The organism is Archangium lipolyticum (assembly GCF_024623785.1).
GTDB lineage: Bacteria > Myxococcota > Myxococcia > Myxococcales > Myxococcaceae > Archangium > Archangium lipolyticum.
Map to the genome: position 1 here is coordinate 145,482 of NZ_JANKBZ010000025.1, position 23,184 is coordinate 168,665.

16 protein-coding genes and 1 pseudogene are annotated in these 23,184 nt (G+C 66.2%); 10 read left to right on the forward strand and 7 right to left on the reverse strand.

The genetic code is table 11. The features are described from left to right. The 3 genes from NR810_RS37600 to NR810_RS37610 all read right to left on the reverse strand — a co-directional run bounded on the left by NR810_RS37600 (window position 1) and on the right by NR810_RS37610 (window position 4,276). Window positions 1-1,617: a hypothetical protein gene (locus tag NR810_RS37600; RefSeq protein WP_257459697.1), complete on the reverse strand. Its 1,617-nt coding sequence runs from the start codon at window positions 1,615-1,617 to the stop codon at window positions 1-3. Beyond that, window positions 1,614-2,303 carry a hypothetical protein gene (locus NR810_RS37605; protein WP_257459654.1) on the reverse strand — a complete coding sequence of 230 codons (690 nt, stop codon included), beginning with the start codon at window positions 2,301-2,303 and terminating at the stop codon, window positions 1,614-1,616. The genes NR810_RS37600 and NR810_RS37605 overlap by 4 nt, the downstream gene beginning before the upstream one ends. A 377-nt stretch (window positions 2,304-2,680) precedes the next feature. Continuing rightward, window positions 2,681-4,276 carry an acyl-CoA carboxylase subunit beta gene (locus tag NR810_RS37610; protein ID WP_257459657.1) on the reverse strand — a complete coding sequence of 532 codons (1,596 nt, stop codon included), beginning with the start codon at window positions 4,274-4,276 and terminating at the stop codon, window positions 2,681-2,683. A gap of 269 nt (window positions 4,277-4,545) precedes the next feature. On the opposite strand from NR810_RS37610, the gene NR810_RS37615 reads away from it, so the two are divergent. The 5 genes from NR810_RS37615 (at window position 4,546) to NR810_RS37635 (ending at window position 9,306) form a co-directional block, all read left to right on the forward strand. After that, window positions 4,546-6,861: a RiPP maturation radical SAM C-methyltransferase gene (locus NR810_RS37615; RefSeq protein ID WP_257459659.1), complete on the forward strand. Its 2,316-nt coding sequence runs from the start codon at window positions 4,546-4,548 to the stop codon at window positions 6,859-6,861. Window positions 6,862-7,080: 219 nt separating this feature from the next. Then, entirely contained in the window at window positions 7,081-7,806 is a 726-nt protein-coding gene (locus NR810_RS37620) for a hypothetical protein (protein ID WP_257459661.1), read from the forward strand. A 191-nt stretch (window positions 7,807-7,997) separates the two neighbouring features. Further along, window positions 7,998-8,846 carry an exonuclease/endonuclease/phosphatase family protein gene (locus NR810_RS37625; RefSeq protein ID WP_257459663.1) on the forward strand — a complete coding sequence of 283 codons (849 nt, stop codon included), beginning with the start codon at window positions 7,998-8,000 and terminating at the stop codon, window positions 8,844-8,846. Between the two features lie 40 nt (window positions 8,847-8,886). Further along, on the forward strand, window positions 8,887-9,102 hold the full coding sequence (locus NR810_RS37630; RefSeq protein WP_257459666.1) for a glutathione binding-like protein: 216 nt from the start codon (window positions 8,887-8,889) through the stop codon (window positions 9,100-9,102). Window positions 9,103-9,153: 51 nt separating this feature from the next. Beyond that, window positions 9,154-9,306, forward strand: coding sequence for a hypothetical protein (locus tag NR810_RS37635; protein WP_257459667.1), 153 nt, complete (start codon window positions 9,154-9,156; stop codon window positions 9,304-9,306). A 218-nt stretch (window positions 9,307-9,524) separates the two neighbouring features. On the opposite strand, the pseudogene tnpC reads toward NR810_RS37635, so the two are convergent. Beyond that, a pseudogene (gene tnpC, locus NR810_RS37645) lies at window positions 9,525-10,829 on the reverse strand (IS66 family transposase); the annotation flags it as partial. Window positions 10,830-11,040: 211 nt separating this feature from the next. Here tnpC and NR810_RS37650 point away from each other — a divergent pair. Both NR810_RS37650 and NR810_RS37655 read left to right on the forward strand, forming a co-directional pair. Then, window positions 11,041-11,649 (forward strand): DUF4412 domain-containing protein, encoded by a 609-nt coding sequence (locus NR810_RS37650; protein WP_257459669.1) that lies wholly within the window; start codon window positions 11,041-11,043, stop codon window positions 11,647-11,649. 187 nt (window positions 11,650-11,836) lie between these two features. Next, window positions 11,837-15,088, forward strand: coding sequence for a HEAT repeat domain-containing protein (locus NR810_RS37655; protein ID WP_257459670.1), 3,252 nt, complete (start codon window positions 11,837-11,839; stop codon window positions 15,086-15,088). A gap of 112 nt (window positions 15,089-15,200) precedes the next feature. Here NR810_RS37655 and NR810_RS37660 read toward each other — a convergent pair whose 3' ends face one another. Further along, on the reverse strand, window positions 15,201-17,744 hold the full coding sequence (locus NR810_RS37660; RefSeq protein WP_257459671.1) for a right-handed parallel beta-helix repeat-containing protein: 2,544 nt from the start codon (window positions 17,742-17,744) through the stop codon (window positions 15,201-15,203). 134 nt (window positions 17,745-17,878) lie between these two features. On the opposite strand from NR810_RS37660, the gene NR810_RS37665 reads away from it, so the two are divergent. From NR810_RS37665 to NR810_RS37675, 3 genes are all read left to right on the forward strand, one after another. Then, window positions 17,879-18,100 carry a hypothetical protein gene (locus NR810_RS37665; protein WP_257459672.1) on the forward strand — a complete coding sequence of 74 codons (222 nt, stop codon included), beginning with the start codon at window positions 17,879-17,881 and terminating at the stop codon, window positions 18,098-18,100. Window positions 18,101-18,523: 423 nt separating this feature from the next. Further along, complete coding sequence (locus NR810_RS37670) at window positions 18,524-18,844, forward strand: hypothetical protein (RefSeq protein ID WP_257459673.1); 321 nt, start codon at window positions 18,524-18,526, stop codon at window positions 18,842-18,844. 430 nt (window positions 18,845-19,274) lie between these two features. Beyond that, on the forward strand, window positions 19,275-20,921 hold the full coding sequence (locus NR810_RS37675) for a multicopper oxidase family protein (RefSeq protein ID WP_257459674.1): 1,647 nt from the start codon (window positions 19,275-19,277) through the stop codon (window positions 20,919-20,921). A 62-nt stretch (window positions 20,922-20,983) separates the two neighbouring features. Here the strand turns inward: NR810_RS37675 and NR810_RS37680 are convergent, their stop codons facing one another. After that, window positions 20,984-22,300: an aspartate kinase gene (locus NR810_RS37680; RefSeq protein WP_257459675.1), complete on the reverse strand. Its 1,317-nt coding sequence runs from the start codon at window positions 22,298-22,300 to the stop codon at window positions 20,984-20,986. Then, the gene (locus NR810_RS37685) at window positions 22,297-23,157 is read right to left on the reverse strand and encodes a class I fructose-bisphosphate aldolase (protein WP_257459676.1); all 861 of its coding nucleotides are present in this window, start codon (window positions 23,155-23,157) and stop codon (window positions 22,297-22,299) included. The genes NR810_RS37680 and NR810_RS37685 overlap by 4 nt, the downstream gene beginning before the upstream one ends. Window positions 23,158-23,184: the final 27 nt, after the last annotated feature.

Genomic DNA, 23,184 nt, shown 5'->3' on the forward strand with positions numbered 1-23,184 from the left:
CTATGGGGAGACAGGGCAGCCGTACGTCAACAATCGGCTCCCTGCCGCACCTGCGTTCCCGCTGGGACTCGTGCCTCCCGCCCCACCAGGCCCAATGCCCTGCTCGGAGAGCGTCGTGGAGGAGACGAAACCGGCATTCGGGCCGCACCACACGCCCACCGACGGGCCGCCGCCGCCACCTCCACCCGCGCCGCCACCTCCGCCCTTGCCGCCCTTGCCGCCTTTGCCGCCGCTGCCTCCCGTGCTGTAGATGGTCTTGGCGATGGGCGTTTGTTCCTCCGAGATGATCTCGAAGCCTCCCGTCCCTCCGGTACCCCCCAGGCCGCCCAGGCCCCCCTCTCCACCCGCGCCGCCGCTGCCACCCGGGCCACCGCCGAGCACGTGCAGTTGCGTGCCTTCACCCACTGTCACCCGTGAATCGACCAGGAGCAGCGAGATGGAGGCTCCACCGCCTCCGCCGCCCTGCCCACCTGTGCCGCCGCAGCCACCACCGCCGCCTCCTCCTCCTCCGCCTCCGGCCGCGGGAGTGAAAAACGGGTTATAGCCGTCGCTGCTTCCGCCGCCGCCACCGCCACCGCCACCCTCGCCGGGGTGGCCCGCGTTACCGTTGCCACCTTGCTGGTTGGGTATCCATACACCCCCGAGGAGATCCAATGTCCCCAGGCCACTGCCCACCGCACCGGAGAGGCCCTTGGCGCCCATGGCGCCCGGGGTTCCGTTGCCACCCGGGTAGCCATTGCAATTGCAGTATTCGACATCCGACCCGCAGATGATGTCGCTGTCACCGCTGCCTTCCGCTCCTCCTCGTGTATCGGGCTTGCCTGGACTGCCCGCGTAGCCGTTGCCGGCGGTCACGCCCGATCCACCCGCTCCGCCCGAGCGGTCGCTCCCCGCGCAGGCCGTCGTTCCCGCCTGGCCGCCGCTGCCCGGGATGGTGTCATAGGCGTCGCTGCCATTGCCTCCGTTCGCACCACCCTGGCCCGGAGTCCCGGAGCCGCCGTCCGCGCCCGGCGCCCCGAGGCCCGCCTCCAGCACGACGTGGCGCAGCTCCACTCCGGAGGACCGCAGCACGCGCAAGGCAATGGAGGGCTCACTGGGCGCCACCCCGTTCGCGGAGTGGATGCTCACGTCCTTCAGCACGATGCCCGCGTCGGGCAGGTCGCGCACGGTCAACCCCACCGTGCCACCCGCCAGCCGCGAGCGCTGTCCCTCCCTGTGCACCCAATCGTTGACCCCGCCATATCCACCGCACAGGGACACGGGGACATCCAGGGTGAGTGCGGCCTCGTCGAACGACCCGCTTGCCAGGTAGATGGCCACCTTGCCATGGACCTGGCCACTCCGAAGCCGTTGGAGTGCCTCCCGCACCGTGCGCAGGGGGGCGTCTGGTGAGCCTGGATTGCCAGGGGCATCACTGCCATTCACCGGATCCACGAAGAGCCCGGCTCCGGCCATGCCGTTGCAGTGGGAGTCCACCACGGGTTGTTCGTCTTGCGGGTTCTCCAGGTGGCGTCTGTGCCATTCTCCCAGCGCGTCATCGAAATCGGAGCAGGCGGAGATGCCGGCGAGCAACATCGCCATACCCAAGATGCGTCGCGGTTCAATCGAAGCAGTCATCGCCAACTCCCGTGGATGAAGGCCGACGTTCCATCCGTACTCACACCGAGTGCCATGGGGTGGGAAGGTCCACCCAGCAGATAGAGGCCCGCCGCGACGCCCAGCCCCACCACGCCCGCCCCCACGAATCCCATGCCCATCGTCTGCAATGTCTTGCCACGCGACGCACTGGCCTGTGCGCCCGCGTACGTGGCGATCCCCGGTTTCTCATCGCGCAGCTTCAACAGCTCATTCCTGGACAGCCCATAGGACACCCCTCCCGCCACCAGGAGAACTCCACCCGCGATGGTGGGAAGGAGTGCACGTGAGCGCCAGGGAGAGGTCATCTCCGGCGGTGGTGGCATGCCGGGAGTCGTCTCCCGTTGAGCGATGGCGGTTTCGTGCCGTTGCTTCGCCTCGCGCATGTCGCGAATGAGTGCCTGTTCCCTCTTCACCTCCGCGCGAACGAGCTCGAAGTGCCTTTCCAGCTTGGGAGACACCGTCACGGGCAGCTTCGCATCCGGCCGGAGGAACAACGCCGCCCTGAATGCCCGGTTGGCCTCATCCATCCGGATCATCTCCGACAGGATGATTCCCTCGTAGAGCACGAGCGCGACGCTCGCTTCCACGCCTGGCACCATGCGTTTGGCCTGCTCGATCCGCTCCAGCGCGCGTTCGTACTCGAGCGCTTCGTACAGACGACTCACCGAGACGAGGTCGTCCTCAACGGTCTTGGAGCCCTTACCGCCCTGCGCATGCACCGCGAGGGGGACAACGAGCAGCACGGCGAGCAGAGCGGCCGAGGACGGCTGCTGACGGGAGCTCGAGCGCTGTGCGCTAGCGCCAGGGCGAGGGGCACCAGTGGATTTCAAGAGTTCAGGTGGGCGCATCTCCACTCCATGAAGCGGCCAGGGGCTGTCCCGGGCTTTCGGGGGTAGAAGAGGGAATGACCCGGCCGGCGTCCCAAAAAATCTTCAGGTCGCTCGCGGGCGGGTGGAGGCGCCTCCTCGTGCCCACCAGCCTCCTGTTTCGCGGTCCAACGTGCACTCTACCAGGGGGCTGCGCGGCCTGTTGCCGTAGGCCCTCACCAGGTGTCGATGAACCTGCGCCGCCCCTCGCGAACAGGACGCGGTACGGACCGCAGACCCCGGAGAATCCAGGAGCGGGTCTCCGCGGGGTCGATCACCGCGTCGATCTCCAGGAGCGAGGCCATGTTGAGCGCCTTTCCGCGCCGATGGGCCTCGGCGATCATCGCCTGGGCCATCTCCTCGCGGGCCGCCGGGTCCTCGATGGCCTCGAGCTGCTTGCGCATGCCGATGCGGACGGCCCCCTCCAGGTTCATCCCCCCGAACTCGCCCGTGGGCCAGGACACGATGAAGAACGGCGCGTGGAAGTGCCCGCCGGCCATCGCCTGCGCTCCGAGCCCATAGCCCCGCCGCAGGACGACCGTGAAGAAGGGGACCGAGAGGCTGGCCGCGTTCACGAACATGCGGGAGACGTGGCGCACGAGGGCGGTCGTCTCGGCCTGCGGCCCCACCATGAACCCGGGGGTGTCACACAGCGACACGATGGGCAGCCCGAAGGCGTCGCAGAGCTGGAAGAAGCGCGCGGCCTTGTCGGAGGCGTTCGCGTCGATGGCACCGCCGAGGTGGAGCGTATCGTTCGCGATGAGCCCGAGCGGCTGTCCCTCGATTCGCACCAGCGCCGTCACCAGGCTTCGTCCGAAGTCACGGCGCAGCTCGAGCACGGACCCCGTGTCCGCCAGCATCTCGATGATGGGCCGGATCTTGTAGGCACGGCGGCGGTTCTCGGGCAGGGCCTCGCGCAGCGCCGTCTGGTCCGCACACGCGCCCGGGGGGACCGGGCCCTGGAAGTAGGAGAGGTACTTCTTCGCGACGGCCACTGCCTCCGCCTCGTCGCGCACGCGGACGTCGATGACCCCGTTGCGGGTCTGGACGTCCGCGGGGCCAATCTCCTCCGGTGCGAACGTCCCGAGCCCGCCGCCTTCGATCATCGCCGGGCCGCCCATTCCGATGTTGCTGTCGTCCGTGGCGATGATGACGTCACAGCAGCCCAGCAGTGCCGCGTTCCCGGCGAAGCAGCGCCCGGAGGCGATGCCGACACGGGGGACGAGCCCCGAGAGCGAGGCGAAGGACAGGAAGCTGGGCGTATCCAGCCCCGCGACGGTATGCGTGTCCGTGTCGTTCGGGCGCCCGCCACCGCCCTCGGCGAAGAGCACCACCGGTACACGCCACTGCGCGGCGAGTGCGAGCATGCGGTCGAGCTTCTGGTGGCCCATGAGGCCCTGGGTGCCGGCGAAGACCGTGTAGTCGTAGGCCATCACCAGGGCGCGCGCGCGCTCGTCATCGAAGAGCGCGCGGTTGACGGTGCCAAGCCCGCAGACGAGGCCATCCGCGGGGCTCGCCCGGATGAGGTCCTCCATGGACCGGGTCGAGCGCTGCTCCGCGAGCGCGAGCCCTCCGTACTCGACGAAGCTCCCCGGGTCGATGAGGTCGTCGATGTTCTCCCGGGCCGTGCGCTGGCCGGTCTTGCGCCGCCTGGCAACCGCATCCGGACGGCCGGCGTCCGTGGTGGCCGCGAGACGCTCCCGAAGCTCCGCGAGCTCGGGGCGGAGCTCGCCCGGGGATGACTTGCGACCGTCGCCGTTCGTATCGCTCATGCGCGCGGGATGATGCCTCGGGAGGACAGCGGGCACCAGAACAGCCAGGAGCGCCGGCTCCCCCAATGTTCCTGATGACAGTGCACGCCACGGAGAGGTCCATCTCCGTGGCGATGTGCTGTTTGGAGCCGTTCGGCATCTGCGCGAAAACGGACCCACGCCGCACGCCTTCACCTTTCGATGCGAAGGTGGAGTTCCAGAACGGAGGCTGAGTATTATCAAATGCGATTGATGAATCCGCCATCCTCTTCTAGGCTGTGCAGTTGCCCATGAGAGTCGCCTTGGTCGTGATGCCCCTTGCTGCGGTGAACCGTCCAAGCCTCGCCGCGGGGCTGCTACAGGCGGCCGTCAAGCACCGAGGCATCGAGTGCCACACCAAGTACTTCAACGTCCTGCTGTGGAAGATGCTCGGGGCAGAGAGCTACTCCTTCTTCTGCCACGAGGCGCCAATGACGGCACTGGCGGGAGAGTGGGCCTTCTCCCAGGCTTTCTACGGACGCCGGGGCTCGGCGAGGGAGGCCTACGCACGCGAGGTTCTCGACCAGCCCGTGTGGGGACTGGCTCCCGAGAAGCGAACACACGTGTGGGCGCTGGAAGAGCTGGCACCCCTGTTCCTGCGGGTGGCCTTCGAGTCCTGTGACTGGGGGCAATACGACCTGGTTGGCTTCACCAGCACCTTCGAGCAGACGATGCCCTCGCTCTGCCTGGCGAAGATGATCCGCGAGCGGTACCCGCACGTGAAGCTGGCGGCGGGCGGCGCGAACTTCGAAGCGGACATGGGCCGGCAGTACATGGAGCACTTCGAGTTCCTCGACTACGTGGCCACCAGCGAAGCGGACACTTCCTTCCCCCAGCTCTGCGAGAACCTGCGCGACGGACGCGACGAGATCCCCGCGGGATTCCTCTACCGGAGGGGCGGCGCGGTCCACCAGTCACCTCGGAGCCGAGGCTCGGGCTCGCCGGAGCTCGATGCGCTGCCGACGCCCGATTACGAGGACTACTTCCGGGTCATGCACACCAGCGCGCCGCAACTGGCCCAGGGGATGTGGCTGCCGGTGGAGGCCTCTCGCGGCTGCTGGTGGGGGGCCCGCTCCCACTGCACCTTCTGCGGCCTCAACGGCGAGACGATGGCCTTCCGCCGCAAGAGCACGCGCCGGGTGCAGGAGGAGACGGAGGAGATCGCCCGGCGCTATGGCCCCATTCCCCTTCAGTTCGCCGACAACATCCTCGGGATGGACTACTTCAAGGATCTCCTTCCCTACTGGGCGGAGCAGCCCGCGCGGACGGAGAAGTTCTTCGAGATCAAATCCAACCTGAAGCGCCGTCAGGTGAAGCAGCTCCGCGCCGCGGGTATCACGCACGTCCAGGCCGGAGTCGAGAGCGTCACGGACGGGATACTGCGGGTGATGCGCAAGGGCGTCACCGGCGCGCAGAACGTCGCGCTGCTGCGCTGGTGTCAGGAAGCCGGCGTGGAGTCGCTCTGGAATGTCCTCTACGGGTTCCCCCAGGAGGATCTGGACGACTACGAGCGGACGCTCTCCCTGCTGCGGAAGATGGTGCATCTGCGGCCGCCCGACGCGGTGTCCCCCATCCGGCTGGACCGCTTCAGCCCCAACCACGCGCGCTGGCGAGAGCACGGGTTCACCCGGATTGCCCCGATGCCCGCCTACCGGCACATCTTCCCCTTCCCGCAGGAGACACTGGAGGCGCTGGCCTACTACTTCGACTACGAGCACCCCCAGTTCGGGCAGGTGCTCGAGAGGGGTGCGGCGCTGAATGCCTTCTGTCGGGAGTGGAAGGAGCGGCACCAGCGGCGCGAGAGCGGCGAGCTGGCCGTCAGGCCACACTGGCAGGGCGGGTTCGTCCTCATCGACAGCCGATTCACCGTCTCTCCCCGCAGCGAGCGGCTGTCCGCGGAGGCCCTGGCACTGCTGCTGGCATGTGACGCGCCGGCCTCGCGCGAGCAGGCGCTCCGCGCAGTGGCTGGTGACTCGCGGTCCGTGGATCCCACACCGGTGCTGGAGCGGCTCATCGAGCAGGGCGTCATTGCCAGCATCGGCTCTCTTCTTGTCACCCTGGCGATACTGCCGGAGCAGCTGCGAGCGGAAGAGCTCGAGAGCACACAGAAGTCACCGCATGGAGGCGAGATGTCTCAACAGACGAAGTACCTGCTGACCGTCGACGCGACGGGAGCAGTCGTGAAATTGGAGCGGTTGGGAGAGGCTGGCGATCTCACGGAAGTTCCCCTGAGCACGCTCGGAGGGTTCCAGCACGCGGCTACGGCTGTCCAGGCTCAGCCTCAGCCAATGGTCGTGAACATCTACCTGGGCGGCCAGGTCCAGGGAGGCGCTGCCCTCTCCGTCCAGCCGATGCAGGGCGGTGAGGCACAGGTCTCCTTCGGGCCAGGCTCGAACGCGCGGCTCACGGGCCCCGGAGGACCGGGAGGCATCCCCTCGACGCTGACCGGCCCCGGAGGACCGGGAGGCATCCCCTCGACGCTGGGAGGATCAGCAGGCCCTGCGGGCACTACCAACCCGGGCGCGGGCCTTGCCGGGCCCAAGGGTCCCGGGGTTGGCTTGCAGTAATCACTTGCCCCCGCACGAGGTGCTGCCTGCGTACGCCCCCGGTGGTGCTCACCGCCTGGTTCTACGGACGGAGGCGCGGGGTGAAGAGACGAGGTTGCGGGTTGCGTGTCGTCAACACGCGGCCCCGTCCTCCGAATACGCGGCGGTGAGGGAGCGCACCCTCTTGCAGCGGTTCGTCCGAGCGGACTCCACTCTGACATTGAGCACGAGGAGAAAACAATGTGTCGCCTGGCTTTGATCCTTCTCCTGCTGTCCCCGGTAGCATTCGCGAGTGAGTCCGAACCCCGCCTGGAGGCTGACACCCGCCTGGGCAAGCTGCAGATCAAGGACCTGGAGCTAGACGAAGAAAAATACCCTGGGGTCGTTCGGGTGGTTCTCTTGAATGGAGAGGAGATCCATCGAAGAGAATACATGCATCTCGCAATCATCAAGGTTTTTCAAGTGAAGGATGGCGAAGTCGTGCTGCTCAGTGAAAACCCTGGTGGTTCTGGCACCAACGATTCGCATTATTTCATCCAGCTGCGCAAGGGGGCTGCTCCCGTTGTATCCGAAACCTTCGAATCGCAAAAAGGCGAGGTCTCGACGAAGCAGAACGGGGACTCGATTGAGGTCGACCTTGGCTATCATAAGGGCAAGCGTCAAGTTCTTGTCTATCAGAACGGCAAACAGACCATCCGCAAGATCTCTCCAAAGGGGAAGCAGGCCGCGGATGAGGGGGACTGCAGGAACCTGTATGAACATGTTTATGAAGCTTTTGTTCGGGAGGGGCATTGCGACTTCGCGCCCGAGGACGTCGGCGGCATGTCTACGGTGCGCGTCTATCATGAGTTGGCGCATGACCCGCGTCTGGATCTGAAATCCTTGGGCGACCTCGCCCGGCGGTCTTGTGAAGAAGGCAATGCAGTGAAATATCCAGAATTCAGAAAGAAGATCTGTGGCGGCTGATTGTCCCAGGAGCCGGTGGCGCCGAGCTGCGGAGCGGGCCGTGTCGCGGACCATCGCAACGGCACGCCGTCCTCGACCCCGGGCCCATCCCAGACGATCCCGGTTCAAGCCGTGCAGGAGGAATCCACGCCGCGGGCGTATACTCCGACTTGAGCGCTCCTGAATCAGGAGCGACGAAAGGACGAAACATCATGCCTGGCCTGAAGGCCGTCACACACTCCTTTGTCACCGCATGGATCGCCCTCGGCTCGTTGATATGGGCCCTGGACGCGTCGGCGGCCCTGAAAGTAGCGAGCTGGAACATCCAGATCTTCAACTCGACCAGGGCGCAGAACGCGGACATCATGAAGGTCGTCGTGGACACCATCAAGCAGTACGACCTCGTCCTCGTGCAGGAAATCCGGGACGGGACCGACACCACGACGACTCTCCTGAACCAGGTCAACGCCGCGACGGGCAACGCATACGGCATCCTCGTGAGCAACCGTCTGGGTCGGATGGCAGCGAAGCAGCAATATGCCTATCTTTACAAGAAGAGCGCGCTCAAGGTGGTCGACAGCTACCACTATGCCGACGCCGACGACCTCTTCGCGCGTGAGCCGTTCGTCGCCAGGTTCAGCACCACCCAGGCGACCGTGAAGAACTTCTTCGTCGTTCCGATCAACACGGACCCCGCGTCGGCGGTCAAGGAGGTCGGAGCCCTGGTCAAGGTCTACGACGACGCCGTGAAGCGCTGGACCATCCAGAACGGCGTGATCATGGGGAACATGAACGCAGGATGCGCCTATTTCGCCAAGAAACACTGGGCGACGAATCCCTTGCGCACGGACCCTCGGTTCTCCTGGCTCATCGGGGACGACATCAACACCACCGTCGGTAAGGCGGATTGCCCTTACGACCGAGCCGTCGTGGCAGGCGATAAGATGCGCGCGAATACCGCGCAGGCTCGCACCGCGTATCTGACCGAGAGGTTCAACCTATCCCTAGACGCCATGAAGCTCGTGAGCGACCACTATCCGATCGAGTTCGTCATCAAATGATCGAGGTCCTCGAGGAAATCACGGCTTTGCCGTCGCCGCGGTGCTTGAGGAGCGCATGAAGGGCCGCGAGTACATCGTCGGCAACACCTTCACCGCGGCTGACGTTGTGCTGGGCGGCGTGCTTTACTTGGCCCACCGGGTCGGGCAGCTCGGAGATGAGCTGCCCACGCGGAAGGCCTACTCCGCCCGGCTGATGGCGCGCCCCGCCGCAAAAAAGTGCTACGGCGGATATCCCCTAGAACACCGAATGGTTTGATGGACCTTTTCTCAAGGAAAACAGCCACTTGGTGCGATAGCGACACTGCGTATGTCATTGCAAATGGCTGGAATCATTGAGGTTTCTATCAAACCGGTCGGTGTTTTAGCAGTCGATAATGCTCCAGCTCACGCCTTTGGCCTAGCCAATGTCCGTATTGGCGACTTTCTGGATCGCTGGCTGGCTGAGGTCGATGGTGGCTGAGCCACACTCCGGGCATTTATCTTTCACCGGCACCGTGACTGACTTCCCGTTGTACGTGACCTTGACGCACTTCCTACAGAGAGGATCATTTTGGGCGGAAGCAGCCGTCCATTAGTTCGAGGGCACGGCGGCCAACTCCTGCGTGGCTGCGTTGATCTGGGTGCCGCAAGCGCCGTAACCCGCGTCGTTGTAGTAGGTCACCTGTACCGCTCACCAGCTCAGGCGGTGAGAGCGAGCTGAGGTACGGGCGCGGTGGGTAGGAGCGAAGGCCCGAGCAGGCCGCGACGGTGCGCGGCGAGGGTGTCGGTCAGGAATTCGAGCACGTCACGGCCCTGCAGCTAGAGGGTGGTGGCGGTGAAGATGCGCTCCACGAAGCGGCTGCCCTCTTCGCTCTGCGTGCCGAAGGATGTCTTCCTGTACATGACGGCGTGCCGGATGCAGCGCTCGCCGAAGTTGTTGGTGGGCTCCAAGTCCGGCACATCGACAAACGTCCAGAGGCACTTCTCCCACTGGAGGATTTCCCGGGCCATGCCGGCAGTCTTCTTCTCCGCCCGCCGCGCCGCCTTGCGCAGCAGTTGACCGACTCGGCGTTCCACGCCGCGCATGCGCTCCTCGAAGTGCTCGCGTGTCATGGTGCCGTCGCGCACGCGGTGGTACCACTTGAAGAAGCGGTTGCGCTCACGCATGAGCTCCCGGCCTATCCGCTCGCCCCTTCCTCTCCTGTCGATGAAGCCCTGGAAGTCTCGTGTGAGGTGAGTCCAGCACAGCTGCCGCAGCCCTGCGTCCACCCACTCGTAGGCGCTCCACCTGTCGGTGGTGAGGAATCCCGCGAAGTCCGCGCCGAGCAGATGACGGGCCACCTTGCCGCCGCGGTTTCTGGCGATGTGGAACACCACCACCAGCGCAGTGGCCACCACCCACAGCCAGGCGCGAGCGGCCCGGCCGCCCTCACGGCCCTGCGCGAACCCCGTCTCGTCGGCATTGGCCGCCTGTGAGGCCCGCACGTAGGCGAGGGCTTCGGCCGCCGCTGGCGCGAGCGCGTCCGACATCTCGCCCTCCAGGTTGCTGACGCTGCCCACCGACAACTCGACATCCAGCATGTCTGACAAAGCGTCCTTCACCAGCCGCTTGGAGAGGCGGTACTTGCCTACCAACAACGAGGCGAGTGCTGCGAGCCTGTCACCGAAGACGCTGCGCGCGTGCGCGGGCACCTCCCCGCGCGTCACCACCCCGCAGCCAGGGCACTGCAGTACATGGCAGCGGTACTCGGTGACAAGGGCCGACAGGGGCGGTACCTCCACCACCTGGTGACGCCGGGGCGCGCTGTCCTGCCCCCGCAGCCGTCGCTTGCAACCCTGGTACTCCTCGGGCACCAACTCCACGACGCGCTGCACCTGCTCGGGCGGCAGCAGCGCGCGCTCATGCTTCTTGTGTCCAGGTTGTCCTCCGGGACGGCGGCCCGTGGGCCTCTTCGGCTGGCGCCTCGTCCCGGGCCCCTCGGAGGGCGGCGGCCTTGAGGAATTGACTCCACCTATGCTTGTGTGGGCGGTGGCAACGCTTCGAAGCGCACACCACGCTCTAGACACGCGAGGGCCACCGGTTCGTCGGGGGAGTGCTCGATTGGGGGATTGCCTAACGGCAAGCCCTACCAGCCAGTGGCCGCGCTCGCGAGAAGGGCGGGCCAGCCGGTGCGGCTCGGCGTGTTATGGAATGGTGAAGGTGGGGAGGGTGCACATGAGACGAGTCATCCTGGCCCTGGCGGCCTGTACGGCGGTCGGCACCGCGTCCGCGAAGCAGGATGGGTCGGTCGAGTTCTCGGCGACGCACGTCATTCGCATACCGGAGCTGGGGCAGACGCACGTAAAGCTCTACGTGAGCAACGACCGGATGCGGGTGGAATCGCAGGTGTGGGGTATCGAGAGCGTCGGACTGACGGACCTGAGGACCGGCAAGGTGGTGGTATGGATACCTCAAAAGAAGATAGCCACGGAATTGTCCGCCCTCCCGCCCGGATTCCAGGGACTCTCCGCGCTACATCGGATGCAGGAGAGCGAAGACCCCTGCGCCGGCCGGGCGGACTACACTTGCGAGCGGCTGGGCACCGAGCGCGTGGGTGGTCTTTCCGCACAGAAGTGGCACATGGTGCCCAGGAACCCCACCCAGGGACTGAGAGAGATGCGGGTGTGGATCGCCCCCGAACTCGGCCGCGGCCACCCTGTGCGCACGGAGGACGCGGAAGGCAACACCATGGAACTCACCGATATCAAACTGGGCAAGCAGCCCGATTCCCTCTTCGAGGTCCCCGCCGGTTACAGGAAGGTGGATGTGGATAGCCTCTTTTAGGGGATGGGCGCGCGGAGAGCCGCGTCTCCGGTCACATCGGGTGGCCGCCGACTCCACCTCCTGGCGCATCTTCTCCTGAGAACGACAGGTCGCGCGCCAGCCATCGGGCCGAGAGTATGAGGCGCCTGTCCAGGGTCCGAGCCTCCGGGAGGAGGGGATGGGCGGCGACCACTCAAGAGGAGGTCCCATGCGCGGACGAAACGTGTTGCTGCTGTTGCTCGCCGCGAGTGTGGCACTCGGTGGCGTGGGGCGGGCGGCCGTGGACCACGCGGAGGAGTCCTACGTCCGGGGACTGTTCGCGGCCCTGGATGACGCCGACGACGAGGTGGTGGCCTGGACCCTGGTGACACTGGTCGAGGACGTGGAGGCTGTTCCCCAGGTCCGCGAGCAGCTCCAGGACTTCCTCCAATCGCCCCGCGCGACGCGGGCGATGCGCGCGGGACGCGGGAATCTCTGGAAGGCAGTCCTCATCACCCAGGGGACCTTGGGCGAGGCCTCCGCGGACACGGTCCGGAGCCTCGTCGGCCTGCTGTGGGTGGAGCAAGCCGGGAGGATCCGTCAGGCCACGGAGCGGGCCCTGGGGAAGATGGGGGAGGTCACCCGGACGCAAGCCTCCGTCCTCGTCGAGATGCTGAAGGATCCGGACGCCTCGGTCCGTCAATCCGCGCAGACGGTCTTGAAGAACATGGGAGCGGCCGCCCGGGAGCAGGCCCCCCTCTTCGGCGAGATGCTGAAGGATCCGGACGACTCGGTCCGTCAGACAGCGGCGGAGATCCTGGGCAAGATGGGAGAGGCCGCCCGGGAGCAGGTCCCCCTTCTCGGAGAGATGCTGAAGGACCCGCACTGGAAGGTCCGTTGGATCGCGGCGCGCGCTCTGGGGGACATGGGAGCGGCGGCCCGGGAGCAGGCCCCCCGCTTGAGCACACTGCTTGAGGATCCGGACGAGAATGTCCGTCAGGCCGCAGCGCGAGCCTTGGAGAACATGGGCGAGTCCCCCGGAGCGCAGGTCCCCCGCCTCGACTCGCTTCCCAACCTCGGCTCGCTTTCCAGCCTTGAGGCGCTGGTGGAGGACCAGGATCCGGAGGTCCGTGAGGGCATGCGAATGATCCAGGAGGAAGGGAGGGAGATGGTGGGTCTTCCGCTTAGCGAGCTCGCCGCGAAGACGGCCCAGGGCTTGAAGGACCCGGACCCGGCGGTCCGCATGGGCACGCTGGCCGGGCTGTCAATCATGGGCGAGGACGCGAAGGCACAGGTTCCCCGCATCGTCGAGCTGCTGAGGGACCCGGACGGTGATGTTCGTGGGGAGGCTGCGATGGCGTTGGGAGAGCTGGGTGTCCGGGAGCAGATCCCCCGTATCGGCGAGATGCTGGAGGACGCGCACCCGTCCGCTCGTGCCGGCGCCGCGCGCGCCCTGGGGCAGTTGGGCGCCCGGGAGTACGCCTCCCGCATCATCATGCGTCTGGACGAGGACCCGATGCTCCTGGACGAGGACCCGATGCTCCTGGACGAGGACGTGATACTCGGCCTCTCGGCGGAATGGGAGGCCCTCGTCGCCATGGGCCCCCTGAAGCTTGAGGACGTTGCGCTCCTGGCCTCGGTGAAGGGCAGGAATCCCGCCGGGCGCCCCATGTGGTTGGCGCTGGCGCATGGTCTGGGAGGAGGCGAGCCCCAGGTGGAGCGCGTGCTGCGGTGGCTCGGGTGGCGGTTGTCCACCACGCTTCCCCGGAAGAAGGAACTCTCCCTTGAGGAGGCGCGGGCGACCCTGCGGGCCTTCGCAGAACTCTGGTCGTACGCCAAGAGGTTCCCGCTCCTGGAAGAGGACCTGTCGCGGCAGATCGCGCAGGTGGCCCTCTTCGGCCGAGGCAGGTGGCAGGAGAAGGACCGCGCGTTGCTCGAACTCCACGAGAAGAACCTGAGGGACTCCCAGCCGACGCGGGCGGCGAGTGTGCACACGGCCCTCGATTCCATCCATCGACTGTCCGCGGTGCCGAGGGTGGTGGGGTGGGCCTGGGCGGCGCACGCGGGCTTCTGGCTGCTGCTCATCTTCTTCTACCCCCGCTCGGCGCAGGTGCAGGCCGTGTTCTTCTGGAACCCGTGGGTGCGCAGGATTCTGGGCTTCGGGTACGTGGGCGTGCTGCTCACGTGGTTGCCCTTCCTGCGGCGCCGGCTGCTGGGGCCCTTCCACCGGCTGCTGCTCGCGGATGCCGACCTTGGGCGCTTCTCTCCGGCGGCCTACTTCGAGCGCTCCGAGGTGTGCGTTGTCGCCACGGGACAGCGGAAGCCCCTGCTGCATGCCCTCCCGCGACTGAGGGGCCAAGTGGTGCTGGAGGGGGCCTCGGGGCTGGGCAAGTCGATGTTCATCAAGTATTTGCTGAGCGGCTCGAACGCGCTGGCGGTGTACCTGCCGGCTGAGCGCTGCAAGCAGGGGGTCCTTGAGGCCATCCAAGCGAAGCTGGAAGGCCACGCCCGGGACACCAGCTTCCTGCAGAGCATCATCTACAGCGGGGCGCTGGACATCTACATCGATGGGCTCAACGAGGTGGCGGCGGATACCCGGGCACGCATCGTCCAGTTCGTGGAGCCGAAGTTCCACGGCAACATCCTCCTGGTGACGCAGCGGATGGAGTGGACGCCGCCAGCCACAGCGAGCCTGTACGAGTTGCAGTCACTCACCGAGGAGCAGGTGCGCGAGTTCCTCCTCAGCCGCGAGCCGCTGCTGGAAGGCAGTGCCCGGCTTCGGGGCGCGACCTACCTAGCGGCCTGCGAAAACTTCCTGCTGCTGGCGCTGTCTCCCACTCCCAGGCAGTCGGAGGAGTTGCGCCGGAGTCTGCTGGAGGTGCTCTCCAACCCGATGGACCTCACCGTGGTGGCGCGGATGCTGGCCGAGGGGCACCCGCCGGACCTGTTCCGCCTCCAGCAGCAACAGTACGAGCTGATGGCGCGGGACTATCAGGAGGTGAACCTGGAGGAGTTCCCCCTGGAGGCGTTCGCGGAGGAGGCCTACCGGATGAAGCTCGAGGACCGTGGAGCCATCGCGGAAGAGAAGTTTGGCAAGGAGCTGCTGCGGATGGAGGCCTTCAAGATGGTGGTACGCCGGGAATGGAAGGGCGCCGATGGGATGGAGGGGCGCGAATGGCACTTCCGACACGACAAGCTCCAGGACTTCTTCATCGCCCAGACGTTCCTGGGGCCGGGCAACGCGCGCATCATCGAACACGTGGATGATCCCCGCTTCAGGGGTGTCTACTTTCTGCTGGCGAAGCTGCTCCCTCCCGAGAAGGCCCGGGAGCTGCAGGACCAGCTGGTGGCGCGCGCGGCGGAGACGCACGACCACACCGTGAGCGATGAGTTCGTCAAGCTGGTCGAGGCGAGGCGCCGCGTGGAGCGGGTTCGGACCCCGAGCCAGGGCGCTTCGGATTCCGGCGCACCGGCACCGTAGTGCCGGGTGTCCGAGAAGGGTGTCAGACGATTCGTAGAGCCTGCCCCACCGGGTGCCGTCCAGGTCAACGGGGTGCGGACACCCCGTCGCCGTCGTCATCCGGCCGCTTCACTCAGTCCAGGCCCACGTAGCTCCATTGCTGGGCCGCGGAGTCGTCACAGGCGTTGAGGCGCAGCCGGGTCCCCTCGGGGGTGTCGTAGGTCTCCACGCAGTGGCCACCGGGGCTGCGGAGGGTGCCGGACCAGGACCACATCTGGGAGGGGTGGCCGTCGCAGTCCGCCATGACCAGACCGTACTGCCAATCCGTGGCCAGGCACCTTCCCGCGGAGACATTGTAGATCGAGCCATCACTCCGCACCTCCCATTCGGACGGGCGCCAGCAGCCATACTCATCCACCGCCACCTCGTCGTATCCGTACGGGTCGTAGTAGATGCAATCACCACGAGGCACGAGGCTGTCCCGGGGCTGTACGTAGATCTGTCCCCTGTCGAACCTGAAGACGGAGGGAACGTCATCACACCTGCCCAGGTGGATTTCGGCATCGCCCTGCGGGTAGTGTCGCTCGTTGAAGAGGCATTCGCTCAACTCGTTGCCAAGCGTCGCCCAGTAATACCAGGTGGAGGACTCGGGAGACGGCATGTTCGGGTTGCAGTAGCCGGGAACCAAGGGGGTCAGGGGCGCATCCGCTCCACCCCGGACAGGGCACCCGTTCTCCGCGACCGTCTCGAGCTGGAGCTCCGCGTTCTGGACCTGTGAGGAGTAGGGCGAGCAGGTGCTATCGACGGAGACGGCATCCTCACTGATGGAGAGGCAGCTCCCGTCCGCCGCCTTGAACACGCCGCTGCCCCCGCCCGCGTTGCAATCGCTCTCGTAGGCGCCACGGTCTGGACCGCCAGCGCAGTGCGTCCCGGTGTTTCCGGCATCGACGAGGGCGCTGTCGAGGGCGAACGAGCCCTGACCCAACTGGATGTGCCAGCGATACCGCCAACCACTGCTGGTGGAGACATTGCCATGGACCAACCGGGGATCCGCTTCGAGGCTGGTGGGGGCAGGGTCCATTCCTGTCTGCGCCCGCCAGGTGGCCAGGTTCACGAGCGCGGACGTCTGGGTCGTGGCGGTCAGCCCCGCCGAGCGCCGGAAGAGGGCGGCCCGCGCCCCGTGATAGAGGTTGTAATCACTGTACCGGCCCGGCGTATTGTCGACGTTGTAGTCGAGGAACCCTCCCTCCGTTCCGGCGAGCTGCGTCCCATTCAAGCGGTTGACGGCGGGCAGTCCTTTCACGTCCGAGAGGATGTTGTTCCAGGCACGCACCGCATTCGCCGGGCCCAGGACCGTGTTCGGTCCGCTCGCATCGCCGCGGTAGTAGGTGTCGTGTCCCACGAGGATGCCCGAGTGGGCGATGTCCTTCAGGGTGTTGTGGTAGATGTCAATGCGCGAGCCACGGTTGACGGCGATTCCATCACCGCAGTTGACCCGCCAGAGCCCCTTGGGAGTCTGCCACCGGGTCTGGTTCATGCCGTAGAGCTCATTGCGCCGGATGGCGACGTCCGTGACCTCGAAGTACTCGTTGCCCACGGTGATGCCCCTTCCACTCCAGGCGAGCTGCGCTCCCTCGATGAGGACCCGTTGGGCGGCATAGTGGAGGAGGATGGCGCTCCCTCCGCAGGACTTCGCGCTCAACCTGGGCTCGGCCTCGATGTCCTCTTCCGCCTTGTGGTCATGGAAGTAGTTCGCGCCGATGATGGAGACGCCCTGGCAGGACTTGATGTCGACCGCGTTCTCGTCGTTGTTGGCGAACTCGTTGCTCTCGATGGTGAGGTCGCGGACGTCCCAGTAGGCGTCGAGGTCGCTCTCCTGCTCACGTCCCTGGCACTGGACTCCATCGCCGGAATTGCCCGTGGCCTTGTTGTTGCGGAGCAGCACCCGCTTCGTGCCCTTGTTCAGCGTGACACCATGGGAGCCCAGGCGGTAGCCGGTGGTGTCGGTCTTCCGGTTGTTGGTGAGCTCGCTGCCCTCGACCAGGACATCCTCCGCGTACCGGAGCTCGATGGCGGAGCTCTGGCACCGGGAGATCCGCAGGTTCCGGAGGGCGACGTGATGCGCCGAGGTGGGCGTGCGGTTGAGGAAATTGGACGACAGGACATGCACACCGGGGCCGACGGCCCCCTGACAATCAATGGTGAGGTTGTCGACGACCCAGTAGGACGAGTTGAAGGAGAGGGCCGCTCCGTTCGACGGGGCGATCACCGCGCGGTACCCGTTCGACGTCTCGCCGAGGATGTACTTGGGATTCGCGGCGGTGCCACCGCGGTCGGGGTTGATCGAAACGGATTCGGAATAGGGCGTCGACGCTCCCACCACGATGACCTTGTCGCCCGGCCGGGTCATCAAGGAGAGGGCCCGGGTGAGCGTACGGCAGGCCGTGGCCCTGGACAGACAGTCCGTGTTGCTACCGCTCTTGCTCACGTAGAAGGTCCGTAAGGACGTGCCGCTGGCGAGGAAGGCGAGGTCCGCGGCTTGTGCCGCACCCGCGGTGGTTACGTTGACTACCTCCTGTCGGGTGCTCTGGAGAGCCAGCGCGTCCGCGTCATCTCGCGTCTGGGGCTCGACCTGCCCCGAGCAGGAGGTCTGTAGCGCCGTGAAAACCAGCCACACGGCAAGACTCGCACCCAATCCCTGTTGCCAATGGATCGGGAAAAACTCATGACCACGCATGGTGTCGCTGCTCCTGATGGACGAGACGGCGGAAAGGCAGGTCTCCTCTACCAAGCAAGCGGCGATTCCAGGTATTGATTTCACGGCCACGCGAAGCAGCAAGAGCCGGTAGGACCTCCAACTACCTGCGTATTCTGCCGGGGTTCATCTCGGCGTACATCCACCGGGGGCTGGAGTGGGCGAGCCGCGCACACTTCGAGGCCATGCTGCGCGACCCGAAGGCGCAGACGCACATGTGGGCCGCAGCGGCGCTGGTGGAGAAGTTCGAGCCGCACCTCTACGAGGTGGTCCCCTGAGCGGGTGTGGCGAAGGACTGCTGCCGGGTGGGAAACACTCGCGAGCCCGCTTCTCCCGATACCCGACGAATCGCCGTGGGAGGAGGGGAGGGAATGAGGAAAGCGGGACGGACGTCGCATTCACTCGTCATGGATCCGACACTGCTGCCCGGTGGCAAGGTGCTGGTGTCCAGCGGCAGCCTGGATGGCGGCCGAGGTGTATGACCCGTGGGCCTGGTAGCTCGCGCCCGCGCGGCTTGACGTCTCGGGGGCTATCTCCCGCGAGGGGGAGCCCCTTTCCTCTGGGTTCTCGCAAGGATTTGCGGCGACAAGGTTCACTGCCTGACTCATCGCCACGGGATTCGCGGGGTGGGTGATGCGCTTTCATCTGGCGTTTCTGGCATCCTTTCGTGATTCCCCCTTCTCACCCGAAGGAGTCACGACATGAGCGTACGCACGCTGTTGTTGGTCCTCTCCACGTCTACCCTGTCTATCCTTACCGGCTGTGCCACCAGCCAGACGGCATCCCGTGAGGACGCCGCCGCCAGCACCACCCCGCAGGTGGCTCAGGGCGAGCTCAAGGCCTGCCGCTGCTCGCGCCACGCCAGTGCGGAGGACGGCTCCGCGCAGGCCGCGGCGGGCAAGGGTTGTCAGTGTCCGCATTGCTCGTATGCCGCCACCGCCGACGCGGAGAAGAAACCCGCGTGCGGCTGCGGGCATCACGGCAAGGGCAACGAGGCGCAGGTCCAGGACGGCGTGCCCTGAGCGTGGAGGGCGCTGGGGCCGCGGCCTCAGGCCTGGACGGTCATCGAGGAGGGCCTGGCGCTCTCGAATTCGCGCTCTGGGCGAAGTAGATGGCCCACGAAGGTGCGTCCCAGTGTGCCCTCGGGAAGCTGGCCCAGTGCTTCCTTCTTGGTGCGAGAACCCCCAGCTCGGGGCAGCCGGAGAAGTTCAACACCGTGCTCGACAGCTTCCTTTCGGGGTTGTGAGCAATGCGCGCATTCCTGCCCCAACTCCTCGGGCCGTGGGGCAATCGATTATCGAATTCAAGGCGTTGGGGAAGGGACTTTCCGCTCGAACACGCTGTGGCAGTCCGCCAGGTAAAACTCCCGCGTTTATGTCTGATGAAGGTTCTGGAGCCATTCTACCTTGCGCCTCCCTGTCTGGCTGGATGCCAGAGGGAGAAAGTGTAGGAATGGCTTTGGGGCTCGAGAGCAAGCGGATTGGCGAAGAGCGAGAGCGGCGCGTTCGCGCCGTGTGTCATCCAACGCAGCGGTGGCTACGGACTCTCTGGAGTTACGGCCTCCTGCTGCTGACCGCCGGAGTGCTGGCGGGCCCGGTGGCCAGTGCCGCTCCCAAGAAACCACGGCCCTGGCCCTGGCCCCAGCCGACCCGGGACATCTCCCAGCAGCTGGAGGTCAAGTATGCCACCAACCGCATCTGCCGGGTCATGGAGCAGGGCATCTGCAAGGAGTGGGATATCGTGAAGTTGCGCTCCTACAACGGCGGGCTCGTCGGACCGACCATCGAGGTGCGGCCCGGGGACACCTTGCACGTCCTCTTGGAGAACCATCTCCCGCCGGAACTGCAGCCCCCCCCTTCCGATCCCAACATCCCGCATGGCTTCAACACCACCAACCTCCACACCCACGGGCTGCACGTGTCTCCCGTGGGCAACTCGGACAACGTGCTGCTGGCCATCAGCCCCCATCAGAAGTTCGAGTTCGAGATCAAGATTCCCGCCGACCACCCCGCGGGTACCTTCTGGTACCACCCCCACAAGCACGGCTCGGTGGCTCTCCAGGTCTCCAGTGGTCTGGCCGGTGCCCTGATCGTCCGCGGCGACATCGACGAGGTTCCCGAAATCAAGGCCGCCCAGGAGAAGATCTTCCTCTTCCAGCAGATCCCCTATGCCCTGATCAATGATCCCTATGAGCCAGGCAAACAGGCCAACATGGTGGAGAGCGCCCAGGTGTTCATCCCGGGGCGCTGGGAGCAGTCCGGCCTGCGCACCCTCATCAACGGTGAATTCCTGCCCACCTTCAAGATGAGGGCGGGCGAGGTGCAGCGTTGGAGGTTCATCCACGGGGGCACCATGGAGTCGCTCCACCTCAGACTCGTGCGCGAGAACGAGCCGCAGACCGTGATGAACCAGTACCAGATCGCGCACGATGGCATCACCACCGGCCGTCTCGACGAGGTCCAGGAGACGGAGATGTTCCCCGGCTACCGGGTGGACGTGATGGTGAGGGCTGGCCTCGGTCCGGAGACGTGGCTGCTGGTGGACGAGGCGAGCCCCCCCGAGCGCTCGCTGAATGGCGTGGCGGAGACGCGCAAGGTCCTGGCTCGCATCGTGGTGGAGGGCAGGAGCGTCGTCCCGATGCCACTGCCCGAAGAGAAGGCGCTGGAGAAGTTGGTGCCCTTCGAGCCCATCAAGAACGAGGAGCTCACCGGTGAGCAGCGGGTGGCGTTCAGTTTCGATCTCAGTGTCAATCCGCCCAAGTTCCTGATCAACGGCAAGCCATTCGATCCGAACGCCCCTCCCCGCCGTCTCGAGCTGGGAGCGGCGGAGAGGTGGATCGTCTCCTCCTCACCCATCCAGGGCCATCCCTTCCACATCCACGTCAATCCCTTCCAGGTGGTGTTGGGCAATGGAAAGGACATCTGGAAGGACACCCTCTTCGTGGGGCCGGAACAGACCTTCGAGTTACGCACCCGCTACGAGCGCTACATCGGCAGATTCGTGATGCACTGCCACATCCTGGACCACGAGGATCTGGGCATGATGGAACTGCAGGAGGTCGTGCTGCCAGGCTCGATGGGTGGCCACCACCCCAACTGATGCCGCACCGGGCCGCCCCGAAGGAAGGGGCGCCCGGTGCGTACTCCTCACGCGTCCACCCCTCAGGCGGGCGCGCTGGAGGTGAGGGGCTCGACGGACGTGTCGCCGGCGAGCCCGAAGAGGTCGTGCAGGAGCCGGACGGCCTGATCCGCCACGTCCGCCCGGAGGAGGCAGCTGATCCTCAGCTCGTTCACCACCAGGCCGGACACGGGGATGCCCTGCTGGTTCAGGCCGCGGCACAGCCGGGCGGCGATTCCCGGATCCGAGCGGAGACCGATGCCCACCAGCGAGACCTTGGCCAGGCCGCCCGACACCCGCAGCTCACGGGCTCCCAGCCTGTCCGAGAACTGCTCCAGGTCCTTGCGGGCGCGGAGCAGCTCTCCTTCCTGCAGGCTGAAGGCGATGTCCGACCGGGAGCTCTCCGGTCCGCATTGGGCATGGCAGAGCATGTCCACGCTCACGTTCAGCTCGGCCAGCAGGTCCGCCAGCTCCGCCACCAGCTCCGGGCGGCACTCCACGCCGAGCAGCTCCACCCGGGCCTGACCCCGTTCGCAGGCCAGCCCCGTCAGTCTCCGGGCCTCGAGCATCTGCTCCCGGGCGATGATCCGGGTCCCTTCCTCCTCCGAGAACGTGCTGCGTACGTGCACGGGCACCTCGTATTTCATGGCGATCTCCACACTGCGGACCTGGAGGACCTTGGCCCCCAGGGAAGCCAGCTCGAGCATCTCTTCGTAGGGAACGGCGCGCAGCTTCCGGCCGGCGGGACAGATACGGGGATCGGCCGTGTAGACACCGTCCACGTCCGTGTAGATTTCACAGACATCCGCCTCCAGTGCGGCCGCCACCGCCACCGCCGTGGTGTCCGAACCGCCACGCCCCAGGGTGGTGATGTTTCTCTCGGGATCCACTCCCTGGAATCCGGCGACCACGGCGATCTGCCCCCGCCCGAGGGCTCGGCGGATGGGGCTCTGCTCCACCCATTGGATACGGGCCCGGGTGAAAGCGCTGTCGGTGAGCACCGGGAGCTGGTGCCCCAACAGGGAGAAGGCTTGTCCTCCCTCCGCCTGGATGGCCAGGGCGGTCAGCGCCACCGACACCTGCTCCCCCGTCGACGCGAGCACATCCAGCTCCCGGGAGTCCGGTATGGGGAGCAGCTGGTGGGCCAGCTTCAGCAGGCGATCCGTCTCGCCAGCCATGGCACTGACCACCACCACCACGTCGTTGCCGACCCGCTGACTCTCCAGAGCGAGGCGGGCGATCCTCCGGATGCGCTCGATGCTCGCCACGGACGTACCGCCGAACTTCTTGACGAGCAGGGGGCGTCGCGGGCTCTGGACTGCCCACCCACCCAGAGGTGCCCGCATCACCGTGGGCTTCATTTCACCACCTCCTCCGCCACCGATGACCACCGGACCTGGGAGCGAATGGGGAGGGACCAGGAGACGGTCGGTTCCAGCACGGGGTCGTGACTCCCGAGGACCACCTCCTGCAGGCGGGTGAGGGTGGCGCGGGCGGACTCCCGTTGGAAGATGTTGCGCCCCACGCACAGCCCGGTGGCGCCGCAGCTCACCACCTCCTGGGCCATCATGAGGATCTCCTCCTCCGAGCGCACCGCCCCACCCGCGAAGAACACGGCGGTGTGCTCCCGGATGCCGTCCAGCAGCGTGGGCATCAGCGAGAGATCATCGGGCGCGGCCAGCTTGAGCGCATCCGTGCCCAGCTCCACGCAGGCTCGCATCAGGTGACGCAGCCTGCTCAGGCGGCGCTCCTGCCCGTCGCAAGCGACCTTGTCATAGAGCATGGTCAGCACGGGCATGCCGTAGCGCTGGGCCTCGTCCACCACCGCCCCGAGCTGGGTCAGGTTGTGAGCGTCATTCGTCCCATCGAAGTTGAGCTGCACGGAGACCGCATCCGCTCCCAGACGGAGCGCCGCCTCCACCGAGGTCAACCGCTCCTTGCGATCCGGCATCGAGGCCAGCGACATCATGCCATTGAGGTGGACCATGACGCCGAGCCCCTTCAGCAGGCCGTGGCTTCCGAGCCGCTCCACCATGCCCTTGTGGGCGATGATGCCCGTGATGCCCGAGTGCCCGATCCAACGGGACACCTGCTCCACGCTGGCCAGCCCCTCCACCGGCCCTATCGACAATCCATGGTCGATGGGGACGATGATCCCCCGTCCGCTCCGCCGGTCCAGGAAGTGCGACCAGCGGATCTGCTTGGCGACTCCATTCATGATGACAGTTCTCCAGTGATTGGAATG

Coding starts and splice junctions, on each gene's coding strand:
- NR810_RS37675 (WP_257459674.1), top strand. CDS start 19,275: ATGGCTTTGGGGCTCGAGAGCAAGCGGATTGGCGAAGAGCGAGAGCGG.
- NR810_RS37610 (WP_257459657.1), bottom strand. CDS start 4,276: ATGAGCGATACGAACGGCGACGGTCGCAAGTCATCCCCGGGCGAGCTC.
- NR810_RS37615 (WP_257459659.1), top strand. CDS start 4,546: ATGAGAGTCGCCTTGGTCGTGATGCCCCTTGCTGCGGTGAACCGTCCA.
- NR810_RS37620 (WP_257459661.1), top strand. CDS start 7,081: ATGTGTCGCCTGGCTTTGATCCTTCTCCTGCTGTCCCCGGTAGCATTC.
- NR810_RS37655 (WP_257459670.1), top strand. CDS start 11,837: ATGCGCGGACGAAACGTGTTGCTGCTGTTGCTCGCCGCGAGTGTGGCA.
- NR810_RS37670 (WP_257459673.1), top strand. CDS start 18,524: ATGAGCGTACGCACGCTGTTGTTGGTCCTCTCCACGTCTACCCTGTCT.
- NR810_RS37625 (WP_257459663.1), top strand. CDS start 7,998: ATGCCTGGCCTGAAGGCCGTCACACACTCCTTTGTCACCGCATGGATC.
- NR810_RS37600 (WP_257459697.1), bottom strand. CDS start 1,617: ATGACTGCTTCGATTGAACCGCGACGCATCTTGGGTATGGCGATGTTG.
- NR810_RS37680 (WP_257459675.1), bottom strand. CDS start 22,300: ATGAAGCCCACGGTGATGCGGGCACCTCTGGGTGGGTGGGCAGTCCAG.
- NR810_RS37685 (WP_257459676.1), bottom strand. CDS start 23,157: ATGAATGGAGTCGCCAAGCAGATCCGCTGGTCGCACTTCCTGGACCGG.
- NR810_RS37635 (WP_257459667.1), top strand. CDS start 9,154: ATGTCATTGCAAATGGCTGGAATCATTGAGGTTTCTATCAAACCGGTC.
- NR810_RS37650 (WP_257459669.1), top strand. CDS start 11,041: ATGAGACGAGTCATCCTGGCCCTGGCGGCCTGTACGGCGGTCGGCACC.